Source organism: Rouxiella silvae (genome assembly GCF_002093625.1).
Taxonomy (GTDB): domain Bacteria; phylum Pseudomonadota; class Gammaproteobacteria; order Enterobacterales; family Enterobacteriaceae; genus Rouxiella; species Rouxiella silvae.
This window is the reverse complement of sequence record NZ_MRWD01000046.1, coordinates 1-20,115: the sequence shown is the minus strand read 5'-3', so window position 1 is coordinate 20,115 and position 20,115 is coordinate 1. Positions and strand designations below refer to the sequence as shown.

18 protein-coding genes are annotated in these 20,115 nt (G+C 50.9%); 9 read left to right on the top strand and 9 right to left on the bottom strand.

The annotated features are described in order from the left end of the window. Positions 1 to 161: 161 nt before the first annotated feature. Genes BS639_RS17630 through BS639_RS17600 form a run of 7 tightly spaced genes read left to right on the top strand, consistent with a single transcriptional unit; the run spans position 162 to position 7,626 of the window. Positions 162 to 1,655 carry an ABC transporter substrate-binding protein gene (locus tag BS639_RS17630; RefSeq protein ID WP_055771880.1) on the top strand — a complete coding sequence of 498 codons (1,494 nt, stop codon included), beginning with the start codon at positions 162 to 164 and terminating at the stop codon, positions 1,653 to 1,655. Next, the gene (locus BS639_RS17625; RefSeq protein WP_055771877.1) at positions 1,652 to 2,512 is read left to right on the top strand and encodes an ABC transporter permease; all 861 of its coding nucleotides are present in this window, start codon (positions 1,652 to 1,654) and stop codon (positions 2,510 to 2,512) included. The genes BS639_RS17630 and BS639_RS17625 overlap by 4 nt, the downstream gene beginning before the upstream one ends. Position 2,513: 1 nt before the next feature. Continuing rightward, a complete protein-coding gene (locus BS639_RS17620; protein ID WP_055771874.1) occupies positions 2,514 to 3,428 on the top strand; it encodes an ABC transporter permease in 915 nt (304 codons plus the stop codon). Continuing rightward, complete coding sequence (locus BS639_RS17615) at positions 3,425 to 4,783, top strand: M20/M25/M40 family metallo-hydrolase (protein ID WP_084983810.1); 1,359 nt, start codon at positions 3,425 to 3,427, stop codon at positions 4,781 to 4,783. Before BS639_RS17620 ends, BS639_RS17615 begins: the two co-directional genes overlap by 4 nt. Positions 4,784 to 4,796: 13 nt before the next feature. After that, the gene (locus BS639_RS17610) at positions 4,797 to 5,795 is read left to right on the top strand and encodes a 1-aminocyclopropane-1-carboxylate deaminase/D-cysteine desulfhydrase (RefSeq protein WP_084983809.1); all 999 of its coding nucleotides are present in this window, start codon (positions 4,797 to 4,799) and stop codon (positions 5,793 to 5,795) included. Position 5,796: 1 nt separating this feature from the next. Beyond that, a complete protein-coding gene (locus BS639_RS17605) occupies positions 5,797 to 6,792 on the top strand; it encodes an ornithine cyclodeaminase family protein (protein ID WP_084983808.1) in 996 nt (331 codons plus the stop codon). A 12-nt stretch (positions 6,793 to 6,804) separates the two neighbouring features. Next, positions 6,805 to 7,626, top strand: a complete 822-nt coding sequence (locus BS639_RS17600) for a sulfurtransferase (protein ID WP_084983807.1) — start codon at positions 6,805 to 6,807, stop codon at positions 7,624 to 7,626. On the opposite strand, the gene BS639_RS17595 is transcribed toward BS639_RS17600, so the two are convergent. From BS639_RS17595 to BS639_RS17585, 3 genes are all read right to left on the bottom strand, one after another. After that, positions 7,623 to 9,251, bottom strand: coding sequence for a dipeptide ABC transporter ATP-binding protein (locus BS639_RS17595; RefSeq protein WP_084983806.1), 1,629 nt, complete (start codon positions 9,249 to 9,251; stop codon positions 7,623 to 7,625). The genes BS639_RS17600 and BS639_RS17595 overlap by 4 nt on opposite strands. 113 nt (positions 9,252 to 9,364) lie before the next feature. Next, positions 9,365 to 10,120: a glycosyltransferase family 25 protein gene (locus BS639_RS17590; RefSeq protein ID WP_055771855.1), complete on the bottom strand. Its 756-nt coding sequence runs from the start codon at positions 10,118 to 10,120 to the stop codon at positions 9,365 to 9,367. Between the two features lie 476 nt (positions 10,121 to 10,596). Continuing rightward, on the bottom strand, positions 10,597 to 10,881 hold the full coding sequence (locus tag BS639_RS17585; RefSeq protein ID WP_055771852.1) for a hypothetical protein: 285 nt from the start codon (positions 10,879 to 10,881) through the stop codon (positions 10,597 to 10,599). A gap of 244 nt (positions 10,882 to 11,125) precedes the next feature. Between BS639_RS17585 and BS639_RS17580 the strand changes: the two genes are divergently transcribed. After that, complete coding sequence (locus BS639_RS17580; RefSeq protein WP_072156382.1) at positions 11,126 to 11,707, top strand: 2-phosphosulfolactate phosphatase; 582 nt, start codon at positions 11,126 to 11,128, stop codon at positions 11,705 to 11,707. Here the strand turns inward: BS639_RS17580 and BS639_RS17575 are convergent. From BS639_RS17575 to BS639_RS17555, 5 genes are all read right to left on the bottom strand, one after another. Beyond that, the gene (locus BS639_RS17575; protein ID WP_055771846.1) at positions 11,620 to 12,591 is read right to left on the bottom strand and encodes a metallophosphoesterase; all 972 of its coding nucleotides are present in this window, start codon (positions 12,589 to 12,591) and stop codon (positions 11,620 to 11,622) included. The genes BS639_RS17580 and BS639_RS17575 overlap by 88 nt on opposite strands. Before the next feature lie 14 nt (positions 12,592 to 12,605). Next, positions 12,606 to 13,448, bottom strand: coding sequence for a carbohydrate ABC transporter permease (locus tag BS639_RS17570; RefSeq protein WP_228779591.1), 843 nt, complete (start codon positions 13,446 to 13,448; stop codon positions 12,606 to 12,608). Then, positions 13,445 to 14,356 carry a carbohydrate ABC transporter permease gene (locus tag BS639_RS17565; protein WP_084983805.1) on the bottom strand — a complete coding sequence of 304 codons (912 nt, stop codon included), beginning with the start codon at positions 14,354 to 14,356 and terminating at the stop codon, positions 13,445 to 13,447. Before BS639_RS17565 ends, BS639_RS17570 begins: the two co-directional genes overlap by 4 nt. A 12-nt stretch (positions 14,357 to 14,368) precedes the next feature. Then, the gene (locus tag BS639_RS17560) at positions 14,369 to 15,649 is read right to left on the bottom strand and encodes an ABC transporter substrate-binding protein (RefSeq protein ID WP_084983804.1); all 1,281 of its coding nucleotides are present in this window, start codon (positions 15,647 to 15,649) and stop codon (positions 14,369 to 14,371) included. A gap of 83 nt (positions 15,650 to 15,732) precedes the next feature. Next, complete coding sequence (locus BS639_RS17555; RefSeq protein ID WP_084983803.1) at positions 15,733 to 16,854, bottom strand: ABC transporter ATP-binding protein; 1,122 nt, start codon at positions 16,852 to 16,854, stop codon at positions 15,733 to 15,735. Between the two features lie 211 nt (positions 16,855 to 17,065). Between BS639_RS17555 and BS639_RS17550 the strand changes: the two genes are divergently transcribed. Beyond that, positions 17,066 to 19,267, top strand: a complete 2,202-nt coding sequence (locus BS639_RS17550) for a pentapeptide repeat-containing protein (protein WP_139804133.1) — start codon at positions 17,066 to 17,068, stop codon at positions 19,265 to 19,267. A gap of 11 nt (positions 19,268 to 19,278) precedes the next feature. On the opposite strand, the gene BS639_RS17545 is transcribed toward BS639_RS17550, so the two are convergent. Beyond that, the gene (locus BS639_RS17545) at positions 19,279 to 19,851 is read right to left on the bottom strand and encodes an NADPH-dependent FMN reductase (protein ID WP_084983801.1); all 573 of its coding nucleotides are present in this window, start codon (positions 19,849 to 19,851) and stop codon (positions 19,279 to 19,281) included. Positions 19,852 to 20,115: the final 264 nt, after the last annotated feature.

Here is a 20,115-nt window from a genome sequence, read left to right as displayed (position 1 = left end):
GGTTTAATCCGTAGCTTGCCAAAAATACATTATATAGGATATATCATGCATTAGGGAATTGAACATTGAATGAACGTTTTTGTGATGCACTTTCAAACTTCACAACTTCACTTTAATTCCGTCAACCCGCTTGACGGCTTCAACCTTGGGAATGACCGTAGATGAGAATACCTGCATTCAAGCTGGCTTCGCTGGCTGTATTAATAAGTCTGCTAACGCCAGCAGCCCTAGCCTCTGAACTGTTTATTGCACAAACCACCTCGGCAACGGCAATGGATCCCGGCTTTTTGAAAGAGCCCGCGACGCTGGTTGATAACCTATTTGACACCCTGGTATTGCGTGATGCAAACATGAAGCTTGTCCCGGGTTTGGCAACTGGCTGGAAATCTTTGGATGACAGCACCTGGGAATTTACCCTTCGTCAGGGCGTCAAGTTCAGCGACGGCGAGCCGGTTAACGCGCAGGCGGTGAAATTCTCAATCGACCGTATTTTGGACCCTGCCAACCACGCACCGACCATCTCCTACATTCGCACGATTAAATCGGTCGAGGTCAGCGGGGATTATCAGGTAAAAATCCACACTAACGGTCCCGATCCGCTGCTGCCAACGCGCATGAGCCGTTATCCCACCTACATTGTTCCTCCAGCCTACGTCACTAAAGTGGGCGATGCGGAGTTTGCTCGTAAACCAATAGGTTCCGGAGCGTACACCCTTAGCGCATTCGTGCCGGACGAAAAAGTCGTCATGCAGGCGAATCCTGATTACTGGCGCGGCAAGCCCGCAATCGATACCGTCACCTGGCGGCCAATCCCCGAAGCCACTGCGCGCATTACCGCCCTGCTTACCGGTGAAGTTCAACTGGTAGACGGCGTACCGGCCGATTTAGTGCCCGCATTGAAAAATAAACCCGGCATTCATCTCGAACAGGTTAAAAACGGCGGCCTGACTATTTATCTCGGGCTAAAGAACGATCAGAAACCCTTAAATGACGTGCGCGTTCGTCAGGCACTGTCTCTGGCGTTGAATCGACAGGCATACACCCGCGATCTGTTGCACGGTTTTGGTACGCCAACCGGCACCATGGCGGGACCGAAAGATTTCGGCTACCAAGCCATTCCCGCTCCCGCGCAGGATATTGCCAAAGCTAAGTCGTTGCTGGCAGAAGCCGGTTATCCGCAAGGTTTTACTATTCGTTTTCAAGCACCTCGCCGTTATATCGCCAGTGCTGACGTCGCACAGGCCATCGTGCAGGACCTTGCAGCAGTTGGCGTAAAGGCTGAATTAGAAGTGCCAGAATGGTCGGTTTATACCCAACAGGTGGCTGCTCAAAAACAGGCACCTATCTATATGCTGGCGTGGGGTTCGACGCAAACGCTGGATGCTGACGCCGCGCTCTACCCGATTCTGCACTCGGGTGAACCTTACTCCACGGTTAATTCGCCGGAGCTGGACGCGCTGTTAAACAGCAGTCGCCTGACGGTAGACCCGGCAAAACGTGAGAAGATTTTGCAACAGGTGCAGGAAGTTGTCGCCCAACAACAGCCGCTGATCCCGCTGTACAAAGAAGACGCGCTGTATGCCAGCTCCGACGCACTGACCTTCGCTGGCCGCGCCGACTCGCGTATTCCGCTGTTTGACCTGAGGCTGAAATGATATTTATGCGCGCAGTTCTGCAAAGAAAGCCGCGACGCCGCTTTTATGGTGACGGCATTCTGGGTGGACTGTTGCTGTTACTGGTGATTATACCGGCACTGCTGTCACCTTGGCTGCCGCTGCCCAATCCGTTGACCAACGATCTTTCGGCCTCATTCTTGCCTCCTGGTAGCCACGGTACTACCGGTTTTCATTGGCTGGGCACCGATCAGTTAGGTCGTGACCTCCTGTCTCGAATGCTCTCAGGTACTCGACTTTCGCTGATGGTGGTATTGCTGGCGGCGCTGATTGCGGCGGTGATTGGCTCGGCGTTGGGCATGATTGCCGGTTACGTGGGGGGCTGGCTTGATGCGTTGATCATGCGTCTGATGGACATACAGCTCGCGGTGCCGTTTATTTTGCTGATTTTATTGGTCATGGCGCTGTTTGGCGCCACGCTCAGCAACATTATCATCATTATGGGGGTGACCAGCTGGGCTATTTATGCCCGCGTGGCGCGAGCAAAAACGCTGGAAATTCGCGAGCTTGAATATATAGAATCCGTGAAGGCGATGGGTTTTTCAACGCCGCGCATTCTGTTGCGCCACGTGTTGCCTAACGTCATGACGCCGCTAATCGTATTGCTTACGCTCGACATTCCGCGCCTCATTGTCCTTGAAGCCTCAATTGGCTTTCTCGGCATGGGTATCCAACCGCCAACGCCAACCTTAGGTAACCTGATTGGTGAAGGGCGCTCTTATATGCTGCTGGCACAGTGGCTGGTGCTTTATCCCGGGCTGGTAATTGCCGCCCTGGTGATAGGCTGTAATCTGCTTGGCGACAGCCTGCTGCGTAAGACTCACACGAGGCTCGACTAATATGCTGCGCTATATTTTGCAACGTATGGCTCAGTCGGTGCTGGTGATGCTGGGCGTTTCTTTGCTGATATTTTACAGCCTGCACCTGACAGGCGATCCGGCGGCGGTGATGATGCCGCCGGGTTCAAGCCAGCAGGAAATCGATAATTTTCGTCACAGCATGGGCTTTGATCGCTCCCTAACCTGGCAATATTGGCATTACCTGAACAACGTTTTGCACGGTAATCTTGGCGATTCGCTGCGCTACAGCCAGCCGGTTACCGAGCTTATCGCGCAGCGAGTTCCGGCCACCCTGCTGCTGGCGATAACGGCGCTTGGCTGGAGCACGTTGGTGGGCCTGCTGCTGGGCATTATTAGCGCACTTTATCAAAATAGTATTTGGGACCTGCTGTCTCGACTGCTGGCGTTTAGTGGGCAAGCAGTCCCGGTTTTTTGGCTTGGTTTATTGCTAATCATCCTATTTAGTCTCAATTTGCGTTGGCTTCCCTCAAGCGGTTACGGCACGGCGAGCCAATTGGTGATGCCCGCAGTTAGCCTCGGCGCCTATTACATGAGTGCAATTGCCAGACTGATCCGCTCAAGTCTGATTGACGTATTGCAGCAGGATTACATTCGCACCGCCCGCGCCAAAGGCCTGAGCCGCTGGCGCATCGTGGTTCGCCACGGCCTGCGCAACGCGTTGATTCCTGTTATCACCGTTCAAGGCATGTACTTCGCCTCACTGCTCGGCGGCGCGTTGGTCACAGAAATAATCTTTGCCTGGCCAGGCATTGGTCGACTGGCAGTGCAGGCGATTCAAAACCGCGATTTCCCACTGGTGCAAGCCATTGTGTTACTCGCTGCGCTGGTGTTTGTGGGGATCAACCTGGTGATTGACCTGCTCTACGTGGTACTTAATCCGAGGATACGCCTGTGACCGTTATCGTTCCCACCGCGCTCGGGCCAACGCTGGACCTGCTGAACGCCATCACCCCGTTTACCAGCGTTGCCGGTCAACTTGAGCAACAAACGGCGCTGGCGCAGTGGCTTGAAGAGTGGATAGTCAACGAGCTTGGCGCAACAATCGTTTTACCTGTCAGCCAGCAGCTTGAGCAAAATGCGCCGCCGCTGGTGCATCTGCGCATTGACAATCAGGCCAGCAAAACGCTGGTGTTGTACAACATGTACGATGTGATGCCAGCCGATGCAGAAGACTGGGAGTTTGCCCCCTTTACTGGCGGGCTGACCTCATGGCCGGAGCTTGGCGACGTGTTTGTCGCGCGAGGAGCAGAGAATAACAAAGGTCCGCTTGCGGGCATGCTTACAGCCATTAAAGCACTACAGGACGCCGACGCGCTCGACGTCAATATCGAGATTATTCTTGAGGGTGAAGAGGAAATTGGCAGCGGCTATTTACGTCGCTATCTGGCGCAGGTGCCCTGTCCCATCGCGCTGGCCGATGCCGTATTTTTTCCATCACTGTGTGAATACGGCGGAGGTCCGCCGCGCATTTATCTGGGATTCAGCGGCCTGACCACCGCGAGCCTGCGGGTGAAAGGCGGCCGTTGGGGTGGCCCCGAGGCGGCCATTCATGCCAGCAATGCCAACTGGATTGCCAATCCGGTATGGAAACTGGTCGAGGCACTGCACGCCATTGCACCGGCGCAAAACAGCGGCGTCATTGCCAGAATACCTGTTGACCTTCCCGCTAATCAGCTCCTCTCTGCACTTGCCGAAACGTTCAATATTGAAGAAGAGCTGCGCTTTCGCCGCAGCCAGCGCTTATCAGTCAGCGGCAATACGCTAGCGTGCCTGCAACAACTCATCAACGGTGCAGTGCTGACGATTGCCGAGATTCGCAGCAGTCCGCTTGATGCCCGCGGTGTTATTCCACACAGTGCCAGCGCCGAATTGGCGCTGCGCGTACCGCCAAGCATCGACGGTGCGCAAATCCTTACACAGATTCAGCAGACTCTCAGCGCACCAGCGTTTGCTGGCGTGGAGCTCACCCTTGCAGACAGCTATCCGGGGCATCGATTCTCACGCGACTGCCAAGGCGTTGACGCCCTGCTTCAGGCTTATCAACGACAGGCAACCGCGCCGCAGGTTTGGCCGTGGGCGCCCGGCTGCGCGCCAGCCTACGCCTTTGCTCAGGTTGCACCGGCATTTTTGATGGGTGGACTGGGCCACGGCGGCAACGCGCACGGCATTAACGAGTTCGTTACTCTGCGCGGTCTGGCCCGTTTTCAGCAGTCGATAATCGACTGGATCTCAAGTTTCCAAAATAATTAGCAGGGACTCAATGATGAAACAATCCAATGATTTTGAACGCGTTGAACTTGGCTTTTTCCCTACGCCGCTTGAGCGTCTCAGCAATCTCGGTGCAGCGCTGGGTATCGAACTCGATATCAAACGCGATGACTACACCGGATTCGGCGGCGGCGGCAACAAAGTGCGTAAGCTCGAATATCTAATGGCTGATGCCTGTAACAAACAGGTCAAGGTGGTAATAACCACCGGCGGCCACCAGTCCAATCATGCGCGAATGGTAGCAGCGGCGGCACGCAAGTTCGGCATGAAGCCGATACTGGTACTGCGCGGCAACCAGCCTGAGGTATATCAGGGCAATCTTCTGCTCGACAAACTTTTCGGTGCCGAACTCGAATTCCTCGATCCCGAAGGTTATTTTACCCAAATAGAAGGCGCGATGAACGCCCATGCGGCAACGGCCGAAGCGCGTGGAGAAAAGGCGCTGATTATTCCGCTTGGCGGTGCTACACCGCTGGGAGCATTAGGCTACGTTCGCGCCATTGAGGAGATGGACGCTCAATTGAAATCGCGCAACCAGCAACCGCCTCAGGTGATTGTTGCGCCAACCGGCTCGGGCGGTACGTTGGCCGGACTCTACGTTGGCGCTCGCCAATACTGGCCCGAGACACAAATTGTGGGCATTAGCGTGAGCGCCAAAGCTGCGTGGTTTCAGGATAAAATTTCAACAATGGCGCAGGACTGTGCCGACCTGTTGGAGTGGCCGCAGCAGTGGGCCGCGGAGGATATCTGGATTGAGGACGGTTTTGTTGGCACCGCCTACGGCGTGCCTTCTCCCGGTGGCATTGAGGCAATTTATCGGGTTGCGCAGGCCGAAGGCGTACTGTTGGACCCGATTTACACCGGCAAGGCAATGCACGGCTTAATCAGTCTGGTGGAACAAGGGAAAATTCAGGCCGGTGCGCGGGTAATTTTCGTGCACTGCGGCGGTTCTCCGGCGCTTTACCCGTTTGCTAAAACACTGCTGGAGCACTGATATGAACGGCGGATTTCGCTACTTGAGCCAGCAGGACGTGGCGGAGCTGGGCGGTGCAGACGCTCAACAGGCCTTTGATGATATCTGTGACGTTGTCACGTTGATGCGACGCAGTGAGACTGAAATGCCCGCTGAAACTTACGTTACGCTGCTGGGCGATCGCGGTAAAACTTACGCGCTGCCGGCCAAAGTTGGCGGACGTTTCAACGCCGTGGGGGTCAAGTGGACCGCGCATCGTCCCGACGCAGACGATGGTTTACCGCAGTCAATGCCGTTAACGTTGATCAACCGTGCGGACAACGGTCTGCCTCTGGGATTAGTTGAAAGCAGCACCTTAACCGCAAGCCGTACAGCCGCCGTGTCAGCCATTGCTCTGCGCTATGCCGCACCGCGAAAAGTACGCCGCGTGCTGCTGTTGGGTGCCGGAGTTCAGGCTATGGCTCACCTTGACATGCTCGGTCAACTGTTCCCGGATCTTGATGGCGTGAACTGGTGGCACCGACGGCCGCAGCCATCAATCAATAACACAACGGCAAATTTACCTTGGCCGGTACATGAGTATACAGATTTACAGCAGGCGCTGGCGCTTGAGAATGATGCAATCCTCACCTGCACTAGCGCGGCCCAGCCTTTAATAGATGCCGATGCCATTCGACCCGGCAGAATATTGATTCAAGTGGGTTATCACGAAGTGAGTTTTGCCGCTATTGACCGCTGTACCCGCGTGGTAGTCGACCTGTGGGGTGATTTTTGCGAAACCAGCGCCAAAAGCCTGTTTCAAATGTATCGAGCCGGACAGTTTAGCACCAATCACGTTGACGCCGATCTCGGTAACCTACTGCTTGATGGCTGGCGACCCGCCACCGATGACAGCGTTTATTTTTCTTCGTTTGGCCTTAACGTTTTTGACGTGGCTCTGGCAGCACGCATGCTGAAATGTGCGACAGAGTGCAATGCAGGCACGCCGCTGTCTCTTTTTCCAGCCTCCTACTATTGACCAGGATAAACCATGCTGATTGAAGCCGCTGACCTGCTTGCTCGAATGAAAGCCGGTGAGAAATTTATCACCGTTGACGTACGCGATAAGGCACTGTGGCAGCAGCGCACATTGCCGGGGGCTTATCACCTTAACGTTTACGACTATTTTATTCCCGACAGTACAGAGTTCGGTATTCAGCAAATGGCCAATGCCTTTCAACACGCCTGGCAGCAGCTAAAATTAAGTGACGGCGTCACGCCGGTATTTTTTGAACAACAGGTCGGAATGCGTTCTCCGCGCGGTGCTTGGTTTGCACAATTTGCCAGAATACAAGAGGTCTATATTCTTAACGGCGGGCTGGACGCCTGGCTCTCGGCGGGAGGAGAATTGCTGCCTGGCAACGGCTATAGCGCAACCGTTGATCTCGACTTCACCGACGTTGCTTGTCGCAAAAAGGGCGATGGACTGCTGGTAGCCACGCGCGATGAAGTCATCAATGCGCAGGCCAAGGGGGCGACGCTGATCGATGCACGGCGTCCGAGTGAATTTTACGGCGAATTTGCCCACGACTGCTGTCCACGGGCGGGCCGTATTCCAGGTGCTGTTTTACTTTTTTGGGAAGATGTGCTGCAAAACGGCGCGATCATCGATGCCGCCAGCTTGCGTCAGCTTGCAGGACTGGTCGGGCTTTCCCCACAAAGACGGCTGATTATTTACTGCCATCGTGGCGCGCGCGCGGCCACGGTTTATGCGGCTCTGAAGGTAGCAGGCTACGAAAATCTGGCTATTTATGTGGGTTCCTGGCACGAATGGGCCGAGCATAGTGAACTGCCAATACTCACAGGGCGTTAACTAACATTACGCAATCTCAGCGCCTCAGTGAGGCTGGGGGCGGCGGCAAGCAATTGCTGCGTGTAAGCGTGTTTCGGGGCCACCAATACCTGCTCTGTTAAGCCACTCTCGACCACTTTTCCATGATAAAGCACCACGACGCGATCACACACCTGTCTGACCGCCGCGAGGTCATGACTAATAAACAGCACGGTGAGTCCAAGCCGTTGACGCAGTTGGTCAAGCAGCGCCAAAACTTGTCCACGCACCGATAAGTCCAGTGCAGAGACAGCCTCATCGGCCACCAGCAGCTCAGGCTCAAGGGCCAACGCCCTGGCAATGGCGATTCGCTGACGCTGACCACCGGAAAATGCACGGGGTAAGCGGCTGGCGTGATGCGCCTCTAAACCTACCAGTTTCAGCAATTCTTCAACGCGATCGGCAATAAGTGTGGGTTGGCGCAGTTTATAAACGCGCAGTGGCTCCGCTAGTTGTTCACCGATGGTAATTTTTGGATTCAGGCTGGCGTAAGGGTCCTGAAAAATGATCTGTGCCCGGCTGCGCATCTTGCGTCGAGTGGAGTGATCTGCCTGCGTTAGTGAAACGCCGTCAAATTCAATATCGCCGCTGTCGGTTTCAATCAGACCGATAATGGCTCGCCCAAGCGTGGTTTTACCCGAGCCAGATTCACCGATAAGTCCCAAGATCTCCCCACGTCGAATATCCAGCGTAGTCGGATACAGCACGGTTTGGCGTTTAGCGGGAATAAACGGCAAACGCTGAGTTTGTGCGTAACTCTTACTAAGCTCACGCAGGCGCACCAGCGGCGAATCCACGCTGATAGACTGAACCACCGTTCGCGGCTCAGGCTGCGATGCGGCGATGAGCTTGCGCGTGTACAGCTCTTGGGGTGCGTTCAACAGCTGTTGAACGCCGCCCTGCTCAACAATCTTTCCCCGATGCATAACGCAGGCACGGTCGGCATAGCGCGCGACCAGACTGAGGTCATGGGTAATGAGCAGCACGCCCAATGCCATCTCTTTTTGCAACTCCCGCAGTAGCGCAAGGATCTGCGCCTGAATAGTGACATCCAGCGCGGTAGTGGGTTCATCGGCAATCAAAAGCGACGGCTTACAGCAGATGGCGCTAGCGATCATCACTCTTTGACGCATGCCGCCGGAGAGTTGGTGAATATACTGCTTGGCGCGGCGCTGCGGTTCGATAATTCCTACGCGGTCGAGCAGCTCAACGGCTTCTTTGTGCGCCTGTTTCCAGCTAATTCGGTGATGCCTCACCAACACTTCGGCAATTTGCTCACCCACTTTAAGCACCGGATTCATGCTGGTCATCGGTTCCTGAAAAATCATCGCCAGCTGCCTGCCGCGCGTAGAAGCATCAAAATCCGTTAAAGGGCTGGAAATAACCTGATTATTCAGGCTAATAATGCCGCCAGTCATGCTCACACCACTGGGCAACAACCCTATTAAAGCGAGAGAACTAAGCGTTTTGCCAGAGCCGGACTCCCCCACCAACGCCACCATTTCGCCGCGATTGACCTGAAAGGAAATATCATCAACCAACGGCTGGCCGCTGGCCGTTTGGATAGCGAGGTTTTTAACGTCGAGCAGCGCCGAATCTAGGTGCATGGATAGATGCCAGGTTAAGAAATAGCCTTAAAGAATATATCGTATATTCTACAGCCGCAACCGGCAATGAAACGCTTTCTAGCCCCTTTTCGACTAACATATTCCAATGCCGCCTAAAACGGCGAGTAGTTGGTTTTGGTATTCACTTTGTTCATTAACACCTTCTTCAACCTTTTAAATTGATAGAAGCGTATTTTTCTCTGTTCAGCATGCCGATAAGCGCCTCTTTTAGACCTATTCCCATCGCGGTCTTGCTCAATCGTAGACGTTACGGAATTTTTGTCTCCGTTGTTAACGATGTGTGGGATTTGACAGAAAAGATTGATGCCATAAATCATTTTGAAAAGTGTCCAGTGGTCCGACTCCCATCTCACCGGCGTATTGGCGCTGATTAAGGTTCTTGCGGCGCCTTGGCTGACGACATACCCCATCGCACAACTTGCTTCACTGACCTGATAAAATTCAACAGTTCCTCCCAATACCGTTTTTTTATTTTTATAATAAGATTCTGGTGGTGTTAATAAATAAATATTTTCATCAGTAGACTCAGTGTTTAATTCTATTTGATTAAGCACCTTCTCAAGTCGGCTATCAATACGCGCGTCGTCTTCCAGGATGAGGGCAAAGGGCAAGTCTTCGTCTATCATTCGCTGATAAACGGCTCTATGGCTTAGCGCGCAGCCCACCTCACCTACTGTTAACATACATTCAGGGAAATTAACTGCCTGTTGCACTAGGGAGGTTTGATGTAATGAAGCACCGTCAACAGCGTCAAATATTTCGACATCTAACTTAAGCTGATGACATTGCTCGAGTATTTGCCGTCTTCTTTCATATTGACCTAATAGGCTTATTATAAATATTTTCACTTATTACCTTTTAAATAATAAATATATACTGGGGTTTTATTTAACTAAAATTAATTAGCCTACAACCAGGTTATAAGCTTGTGATGCTTTATAAAGTCAAATAGTTAATTTTATAATTTCTTGATGCCTAATGACATTCCTACGCTCATCATTATGCACACGTCCTTGTTCAAGTGCAGAGCTTGTTCTCTTAGCATCGCCGTCAGGATTTATTCATTTAATTAATTTAACTCAACACCAAAGATTAATTAAAAAAGACCCTCGGGGTGATCATCTTTTAATTAAAATTAAGATGCAGCCAGTAGATATTTAACAAACACAGGGGAGATGGATTTTTCAATTATTACACATGCAATAAGAAAGTCGGGAGTTTAATTATAAGGATTTAGAATAAAGATCAATGCAATTACAATTAAAAGCAACAAACCCCGCAATTGCGAGGTTTGATTTAACGTATATTAAATTACATATCAACACTACATCATAGGTTTGATGTTTTTGTGAATTAACAGGTTAGTTTTCTCATCAATCGGTATCTCTGGGCAAGCGCCACAGTAACCTATCAGATACCAATTTCCATCCGAACATTTTTCCGGGCAGACTTTGTAACGCTCGTTCTGTACGCCATAAAGCTCGGCTTTGGCCTGTGCCAGGTCGCCTGAGTTGTCTCCACGAAAGAACAGTGAAAACTGGTGATTTTCATCGACATGTTTTTGTCCATGGCGGCTTCCGCCCAGAAGCAAATAATGGTATTCAGACATTATTTCTCCTCCTCCTAGCAATTGATTGAATGTCGTTACGGCCCATTTTCACCTGATGCAAAAAATCATTTTCAAACAAACAATCTGGGGCAATGAAAGCGCTTAAGCAGTCTCGTTCAGCGCCAATTGATGCCCTCATTAAAGTATAGGCTAGATCACAGTTGCTATGAGGTTACGCTTAATAAACGTGACGAACATCACGTACTAATTTTGTACTACTGAACGGCTACTGACGCAAGTCGCGTTGCGGGGTATCACCATAATATTTTTCAAAAACGTCATAAACACCCTTTCCCCGCAGTCGCTGCTGCGACTCACCGCTAAAAATCGGCTGGTGTTGCCCTCGCCCAACGGTTCGGTCATTACCTTTAAAGCCAAAGCTTTGCTCGCCAAATCTGCGTGTCGCAAAACCGCCATCTTCAGCGCCAGCCTGCGTAATTTGAAGGTCACAGCGTTGGCCTGCCAGCGGTTCTCAAATATTTTGATTGTGCCCTGTGGTGAGAAGTGGGCCGACGGCAGTTTACGTCCCTCTTTGGAGGATTTAACCGCCGCCGGTGGCGTGATAGCACAGCTGAAAAACAGAAAAGCGTCACCCGAAGCACAGGCAGCAGCAGCGATTTATCATGCGGTGACAGTAGAACAACTGCGCCAGTGTTCTTCGGCGCAGGAGCTGATTGAACGCGGGTTTGCCGACGACGTATCGCTGTGTCTCACGCCAAACGTCAGTGGCGTTGCCTGTCAGCTGGTGGACGACGCTTTTATCGCTGTACCAACGGCATTTTCACCCTGTGCAGCGGGCAGTACGCGGCTAATTTCAGGGCCATAGCCGTTGATCGTCATCTCACCGGCTTTGAGTTCAACCAGGGCAAAAGGCAGGCGGTCGGCGCCGTCCACCATGCCTTTAAGGGTGATAAAGTCTGTGCCACCGATACGCGCATATCCGCCTTCGTGGTCGTGTCCGGCAAAATAGGCACGTACGCCGTAGCGGCACAGCAGCTCAACAACCGTCTTACAGTTCCACAGGTTGTGTTTATTGTCTGGTGCCAACGGATAATGCCCAAACACCAGCACCGTTTCCTGCTGCGCCTGCGCGTGACTAAGCGTTTGCTCCAACCACTGCAGTTGCTGGCTGCCGACTCCACCGTTCCAGCTTTGCGCCTGCATAGCACCTTCGGCAATCAGACTTTCTAGCGTGGCCTGTGCCCTTTGCCGTTCGTTGCCGTTGCCTTCGTTGCAATAAAGACTGTGGTCGTTACCGTCAATCACAATAAAACGATAGCCGGGTTGGCCAAACTGGTAATAGCTTTTCGGCAAACCCTGTACCGGCGTCTGCTCGGACAAATACTCGGTAATCACCTGTGCGTCATGGTTGCCTATCACCACGGCATGGGGATGACGTAACGCCTCATAAACCGGCAGCACAGCATCAAAACTTTTCCAGTCTCGATCGATTAAATCCCCTAGCGTCACGACAAATTCCAGGCGATGGTCGTTGAGTTCAGCTATCGCTTTTGAGAGTTTACACAGACTATTGCGATAGAAACGCGGATGCGTCACACCAGGCTCGGCGTCGGCATATTGCGGGTCGGCTATCAGCCCAAAGCGCAGTGTGGTGCTTGAATGCGGCGTTTCCGGCAGCAAAGGGGCGTCATACAGCGCGCCAACCTTGCCTAAAACCTGGCGCTGCTCGGCGCTTAATGGAAGGCTCATGTTATTACTCCTGCTTAGCGAATGCCGGCGCGCATAAAGGACTGCACGAACTGTCGTTGGAACACTAAAAAAAGCACCAACAGCGGCAAGGATGTCATGATGGTTGCGGCACCAATCAGTGCCCACTGCACACCTTGTTCAGGCGCAGAAAACAGTTGCAGACCGACGGTCAGCGGGCGAACTTTTACTGAGTCGGTAATGACCAGCGGCCAAAGGAAATCGTTCCAGTGAAAGCTAATAGACACTAGCGCAAAAGCGATATAAATCGGTTTCGCTAAAGGAATATAGATACGTCGAAGGATGTAAAAGCGGCTCGCGCCTTCAACGATCGCCGCTTCCTCCAGCACTAATGGAATACTTTTAAAGGTTTGACGCAGCAGAAAAATGGCAAACGCTGAAGCAAAGTAAGGCAATGCAATACCCAGCAGGCTGTCGCGCAGACCGAGTGCGCCAATCGTTTGGTAGTTGTTAAGAATCAACACATCGGGACTGATCATCAGTTGCAATAAAATCAGCGAGAAGATAATCCCTGCGCCCTTGAGGCGAAAGCGTACCAGTGCGTAGGCCGCCATTGTGGCAAGAATAAGCTGGCAGATAACAATCATTAATACCAGCAGCGTGGTGTTGATGAAGTAGCGGCCGAACGGCGCGGCCTGCCAGGCGTGAACAAAATTTTGCAGGGTCAGCGGGGCAAACAGTGTAAAACTGCCCTGTTCGGAGGCGGGATGAATGGCCACCCAGAAAGAGACCAGAATGGGCAAAAACCACAGCAGCGCGGCCAGCCAGATACTCAGATTAAGGCACAGGCGACCCAGTGAAAAAGTGCGGTGAGGCGCAACCGTCATCGTCAGGCTCATTGATAGTGTGCTCGCTTGTCCAACAGGTTAAATTTGATAAGCGCAATGGTGGCCAAAATCACCAACAACACCACGGTCATTGCCGAGGCGTAAGGCAGATTCCAATAACTGAACGCCGTGCGGTAGATATAAAACAGTAGCAGACTGGTACTGTTGTCCGGCCCCCCGTTGGTCATGGCAATCACTTGATCAACAATGCGAAAAGCATTCATCGACGCATTGATCAAAATAAACAGCGTGGTAGGCATTAGCAGTGGCCACTGAATTTTACGGAAAAAATAACGGCGTGAGGCCCCTTCTATTTCCGCCGCTTCGGCGAGTCTGGGGTCAATCTGCTGTAGCGCTGCAAGATAGAAAATCATAAAAAACCCGGCCTCGCGCCAAACTGAAACTACCATCAAACTGTAGAGCGCAGTGCCCGGCTCGCCGAGCCAGTTAACGGCAGGGAGAGAGAAAAATGAAAGCAGTTGGTTGAGTAGCCCCAACTGCGGGGTATAAAAAAATAGCCAAAGATTGGCAATCGCTACCATGGGCAGCAACGAGGGAATGAAAAAGGCTGCGCGGGTCAAGGCATTACCTCGCAGACGGCGGTTCACCGCCAACGCCATCATCATCGCCAGCCCGACGGCCAGCGGAATAGTGACCACCGCGTAAAGTAAATTATTGCGTAATGACAGCATAAAGGTGTCGTCATCGAGAAGCTCACGGTAGTTTTCCAGCCCGACAAACTGGGCTGGATGTCCGCTTCTCGCCGCGCTGAACACGCTTTCCCACACCGTAGCCAACGCCGGATAATGCGTAAACATGATAAGAAAAACCAGCGCCGGTAATACCAGCAGATAACCATAGAGCTGCAAAGACAACCCTTTGTTACGCGTTACGGGTGCCACGGTGTGAAGCATGCTCATATCAACATTCCATTATTGGTAAGGTTTCAGCAGGCGATCGGCCTGCTTCTGCGCCGACTCCAGCGCCTGCTCTGGCGTTTTGGTTTGCGTCACGGCGGCTTCAATGGCGTGATTCATCAACTCTTGTATCTGAACACTGTTGTAAGTTGACAGCTCGGGTTGCGAAAATTTCAGCTGCTCGCGTGCTACCAGCGCCTGAGGCACTTTCTGCACGTAACGTTTCATGGCGTCAGTTTCCCACGCGGCCGGAGAGGTTGCGACATATCCGGTGGCGATACTCCAGCGGGCGGCCTGCTCAGGCGCAGACACCCAGCGAATAAACTCAAGCGCGGCTTTCTGCTGCTCTGGGGTGCCATTTTTGAATACGTAAAGGTTGCCCCCGCCCGTTGGGCTACCGCGCTGGGTTTTTTCTGGCAGCATCGCCACGCCAAACGGGAACTTGGCATTGTCATTCACCGTAGTAAGGTTGCCGGTGGTGGTGACCATCATTGCCGTTTTTCCGTCGATAAAGTCTTGCGGGGTGGTGCCCCAGGCAATGGCGCCCTTAGGAGATACGCCGTCTTTCTGCGCCAAATTGGTTAGCCAGTGCAGCGCCTCAACCGTGGCCGGTGTGTTAAAGGTCACCGCGGTGCCTTTTCCGTTATCCAGATGTGCGCCGTTGGTAGCGGCAATGCCTTGGAAGTTCCAGTAACCATTGGGTGTGGAAGGAATTTCAATACCCCATTGCTTAACGTCGCTGCCGTCGCGAATCACCAATTTCTTCCCGAAGTCGACCACTTCCTGCCAGTTTTTAGGCGCTTCATCGGCTTTCAGGCCTGCTTTCTCAAACGCCTGTTTGTTCCAGTAAAGCACCACCGTTGAGCGTTGGAAGGGAATACTCCATACTTTGCCCTGAATGTGGCGAATAAAAGCCGGATAAAAGCCGTTAATCCAGTCCTTACCGGCCTGGTCATTGGCCAAATCACTTACCGGAACAATCGCGCCGGCGTCAATCAGTGAATAGGCTTCAATATCGCCAATCACTGCCATCTGCGGTGCATTGCCCCCACGAAATGCCGTCAACGCCTTGGTCACCGTGGTGGCATAGTCACCGGTATAAACCGGTTGAATACTGATTTCAGGATGAATTTTCTCAAAGTCTGCCACCAGGCCGTCAACGGTATGGGTAATTTTCCCCCCTACCGCAATCGGGTAATACATTTGCAGTTTTATCGGGTCAGCAGCAAAAACCGAGGTTGTTGATACCAATAGAAGCGCGGTGGCCACACGTGTTAAACGCATTGCAATAGACATAGTTTTCCCTTGAGATATTGATATTGTTGTGTGATAAATTTAATAAAAAGTTAGAAAAAAAATAAAAAACAAGTCATTACCGATCACACGGCCACTCTTTCGTCGATTGCCAGCACATTTTCTCCGACGTGATGACAGCGTTTACCGTTAGCCGTTGAAAAGAAATATTGCGCAGCCTGCGTCCACTCCAATCCGACGGGGCTGCCTTCACCTAAATGGCGCATGCCGGGAATTTTTACCGTCAATGTTGCCGACGTTTGTGCCAATCGGCACACTACCAGCGTGTCGGAGCCCATATATTCATAGCTCAGTACTTCACCGGTCAGCTTGGCGCTCTCCGGCGAACAAAGTTGAATATCCTCCGCTCGCAGCCCAAGGCTCAGGGTCGATGCCCGATAGTTTTGCACTATCGGCGTGCGCATATCGCCAAGGTAGTGGTGCGAGTCTTGACGAGTCAGCGGCAGAATATTCATTGGCGGTGCGCCAATAAACTGAGCGGTAAAAATACTGGCGGGATTGTTATAGAGGTTGTCCGGCGTGTCCTGCTGCTCAATGCAGCCATCATTAAGCAAGATAATCCTGTCGGCCATGCTCATGGCTTCTGTTTGATCGTGGGTCACATAGATCATGGTCAGACCGAGCTTTTTTTGCAGCGCGCGAATTTCACGGCGCATGCTTTGGCGCAGCTTGGCGTCAAGGTTTGATAAGGGTTCATCCATCAGGCACAGCTTGTTATTAGCGATAACCGCACGGCCCAGCGCCACGCGCTGCTGCTGACCGCCAGAAAGCTGCGAAGGCAAACGGTCTAGCAATGTCTCAAGCTCCATCAGTTTTGCAACCTCAGCGAGGCGCGCAGCAAACTGGCTTTTATCTTCTCCCCGCGCCTTCAGCCCAAACAGCAAATTTTCACGCACATTGAGGTGAGGAAACAGCGCATAGGACTGGAAAACCATCGACAGCCTGCGCTGCGAGGGCGAGAGTCGAGTCACATCTTTTTGCTGCAATTGAATTGTCCCTTTGTCGGCAAACTCCAGTCCGGCAAGGGTTCTAAGCATGGTTGATTTCCCGCAGCCTGAGGGGCCGAGCAAGGCAACAAAATCCCCTTCCTGTACGTCAAAACTAATCTCGTTGAGAGCAATTTTGCTGCCCCAACTTTTGCTAATGTTTTTAAGTGATAAATAACGTTGAGATGAATAATTGCTCATAACGTCTGCGCATCTCGGCAATGAGTGATTTGCATAAGCTAGCGAGCATAGATGTATTTTTTATGACTGGACTGTGACGGTTAAGTATGTGAATAGACTGATTTCTCATAAAACGCTGATTCTTACTTCATCACTGTCTAATCATTAACGGCCTAATGGCTTGATCAAGCATCATACAGGGATAAAAATTTTCACAGGGAATGAACACATTATGGATCTTTTGCCTACTTCGTCGCAGAGCTGCTTGTCAAAGCCCCCAACGCCTCCGCCGCCTGCCAGACCTCAACGTGGTAACTTCGTCACTGTTAAAACAGGTATAAGGAACATCTTCAAATGCCCCTCTAGCCTGAAGCAAAAAATGGATACCGGGCCCACATATATCAACAATCGTGATTTTCTCAGTTTTTTGCGTGATGAAAAAAATCTCGCTAAATGTCCAAGAACGTTTGACGGGGTTATATTTGATGATTCAATTAACGAGAGTAGAGACATTACCCGACCGTTTAAATTTAAGGATGATACTTTCATTAACCCCATTTTCAATATGTGGGATCCGCCGCACGGGAGCGAGATGAAAAATTGCACTTTTAGTGCCACCCATCAATCTCTTGATTGGTTTGGCTTAGCGATGGCGAAAATATGTTGGAAGGGAAGCACGTTTGATGGCCTATACACCCTCGCAGGGCCGGTAACTGCCCCATCTACAATTTTGTCTGAACTTTCGTCCAGCAAGATGAAAAATTGTATCTTTAAAAACCTTATTTTTACGCCAGGATGGACAACGGAAGTTAAAAATGCGGACTTTAGCGGGTCAACTTTTAAAAATGTTATATTTGTTGCACAACCTGACTCCAATCGGAATTTATATTTATTTAATAGGGTCAATTTCAGCAATATAAATGCCGAAGAACTGCTGTTTGAACAAGTTTCGTTCACGAAAAACGTGAGTTTCCGCAATGCTAAAATTAATAACCTGACACTGATGAAGGCGGTAGATTTCAGCGGTGCAGATTTTAGCGGCTATAAAAAGGGAAATATAACACTCAGTGATGACATGTTTTCTTCAGACGTGCTGATTGATTTCAACCTCAACAGCATCAACAACGCTGAAACGGGGGCAAATTTCTTCAACACGCTCGCCTCCTTGAATAACCTCGATGTCAGAATTGATTGGATAGAACAACTGATTGAAAAATTTAGCACCCTCCTCCCGCTCAATGACAGTATGCGACATCCATCACTCATGCTTTCAGTACTAAAAGAACTCCGTCACGGCTGTTACTCAAAATCGCAAGTCATAAAAGACTTCCTTCCCACAGCAATATTAAGCGTCTATAAAAATGAAATACTCCCTGCGGTTATACTTTACAATCGGAGTCGTAGTCAGGATATAGTCAATATGTTGATAGATATACTGACCCGATCTACTAATTTGGCTACTGCCGAGATAATGGGGTTTCAATTTATTGTGCACCAGCTTATGACTGTTTATCCCGGCATGGCCGGGTTTTGGTATCAGCTTTCGCCGCTTGATAAGCTAATGAAGCACCTCTGTGATAATATTTTAATGTCTTCGGCCGACGAACCTTCTCGACATCATCTGTTTTATCATCCCGTTACGGGCAGAGCACTCTATCTGACAAGACGCAGTTTTGAAGGGCTCATCCGCTCACGCCAGCCCCCTACTGAGTACTCAATTTTTACCTGTGATGAAAGGGGTGAAATAACAGACCGGCCGGTCAATCAGCAAGAGACAGCCAAAACATTACAGAGTTTCCCCGCACTTTTGCATGCCTGGTCAGCGGGAGGCGATCATCTGGTGGTTGCAGTGAAGCGTTTACTGTCAACTCATGACGTTCATCAGCCTGATGATGTGATAAGAGTCGAACAGATAGCAACGCACTGGATTAACCTGCTTGGCCGCAAGGCATCAAATAAATTAAATTTAACTTCCACCAAGGATGTAGACCTGTTACAGGCTGCTCTTGCCCCTTTTTATGAGCATAAAGATGCAAAACTTGCACGTAGAGAGACCGTTGAAGAAATTCGATCATATCCTACTTTATGCCATAATTTCGAAGGATTATCGGAAGCTCAGATCAACGCAGTAATGTCATTTACGCTGGCAAAAGTGCTAACTGCGCTATCGTCTTCGGCCTACTGCGGAATGGAAATGGACTCACCTCGGCCGCTGAGGCTGTTGGCCGCCTTTTTTATTATCGACTGTCACGACTACTGGCCTGGTTTGGTGAGAGACACAGATATTATGAAATGGTTAGAAATATTGGATGCGAAAGACCCAGAAACCTTTACCTGTTCGGCTTACCTGGCCGCGCTGATGGTCGGCTATCGCCTGCAAATACCTGAAGCGGAGAGAATATCTCGTCTGCTCAAGTCACTTTATCCATTTTAAGGAAGGTAAAATCAGAGTGGGTTGTCCTGCGGCTGGGGAGTAAGTAATGAATAAAGGTTATCAATACCCCGCTGCATCGACGGTTGAAATACATTAAGCGAATTGGTTGGGTCTACCAGACGTCGCGTCTCATCCAACGTCAGTTCAGACAAAGCGATTTCAACGTTGTGGTTGCAGTTTTGCATGTGTAACCCTTGCAACACCTGCATAAGTTGCGATGCGGCCTTGCCACCACCGCGGTTGGCATAACTGACTATCAGCGCAGGCTTGTTGTCCCATTCTGTATAAAGATGATCGAGCGCATTTTTTAAAGAGGCTGGATAACCCCAATTGTATTGCGGAACGATAAATACGAAGGCATCACCGCTGGCAATTTTTTCACTCCATGCCAGGGTGTGAGGCTGTAGATATTCACCGTAAGCCGGAATGCCGGGCTCATCGTCCAGCGGCAACGACCACTCAGTGAGATCGACGATTTCAAACTGATGCTCTCCGCGTGACCGAAGTTGCTGCTCAACCCAGTTGGCAATCTGATCGCCAATGCGACCAGAGCGAACGCTGCCTATAATAATTTGAATCTTCATAGTGCTCCAAATGATAAGATATGTGTGCATAATACACAGATATAAGATGACACACCCCTAAAGTAAGTGCAATATGCACATAAAATAAATTCATCTTCCTTTGCACTGCTCACGAGTGACAGGAACCGCAACAGCCAAGCGGAAGAAGAGTAAAAGATTGACCATGTCTGCTGTCGGGGGGAGGGTTTAATAAAAACGCACCAAAGTGCAGTATTAAGATGAGTTATTGTCTATTAATGTACTGCCTTGTTATTATTTTATTAG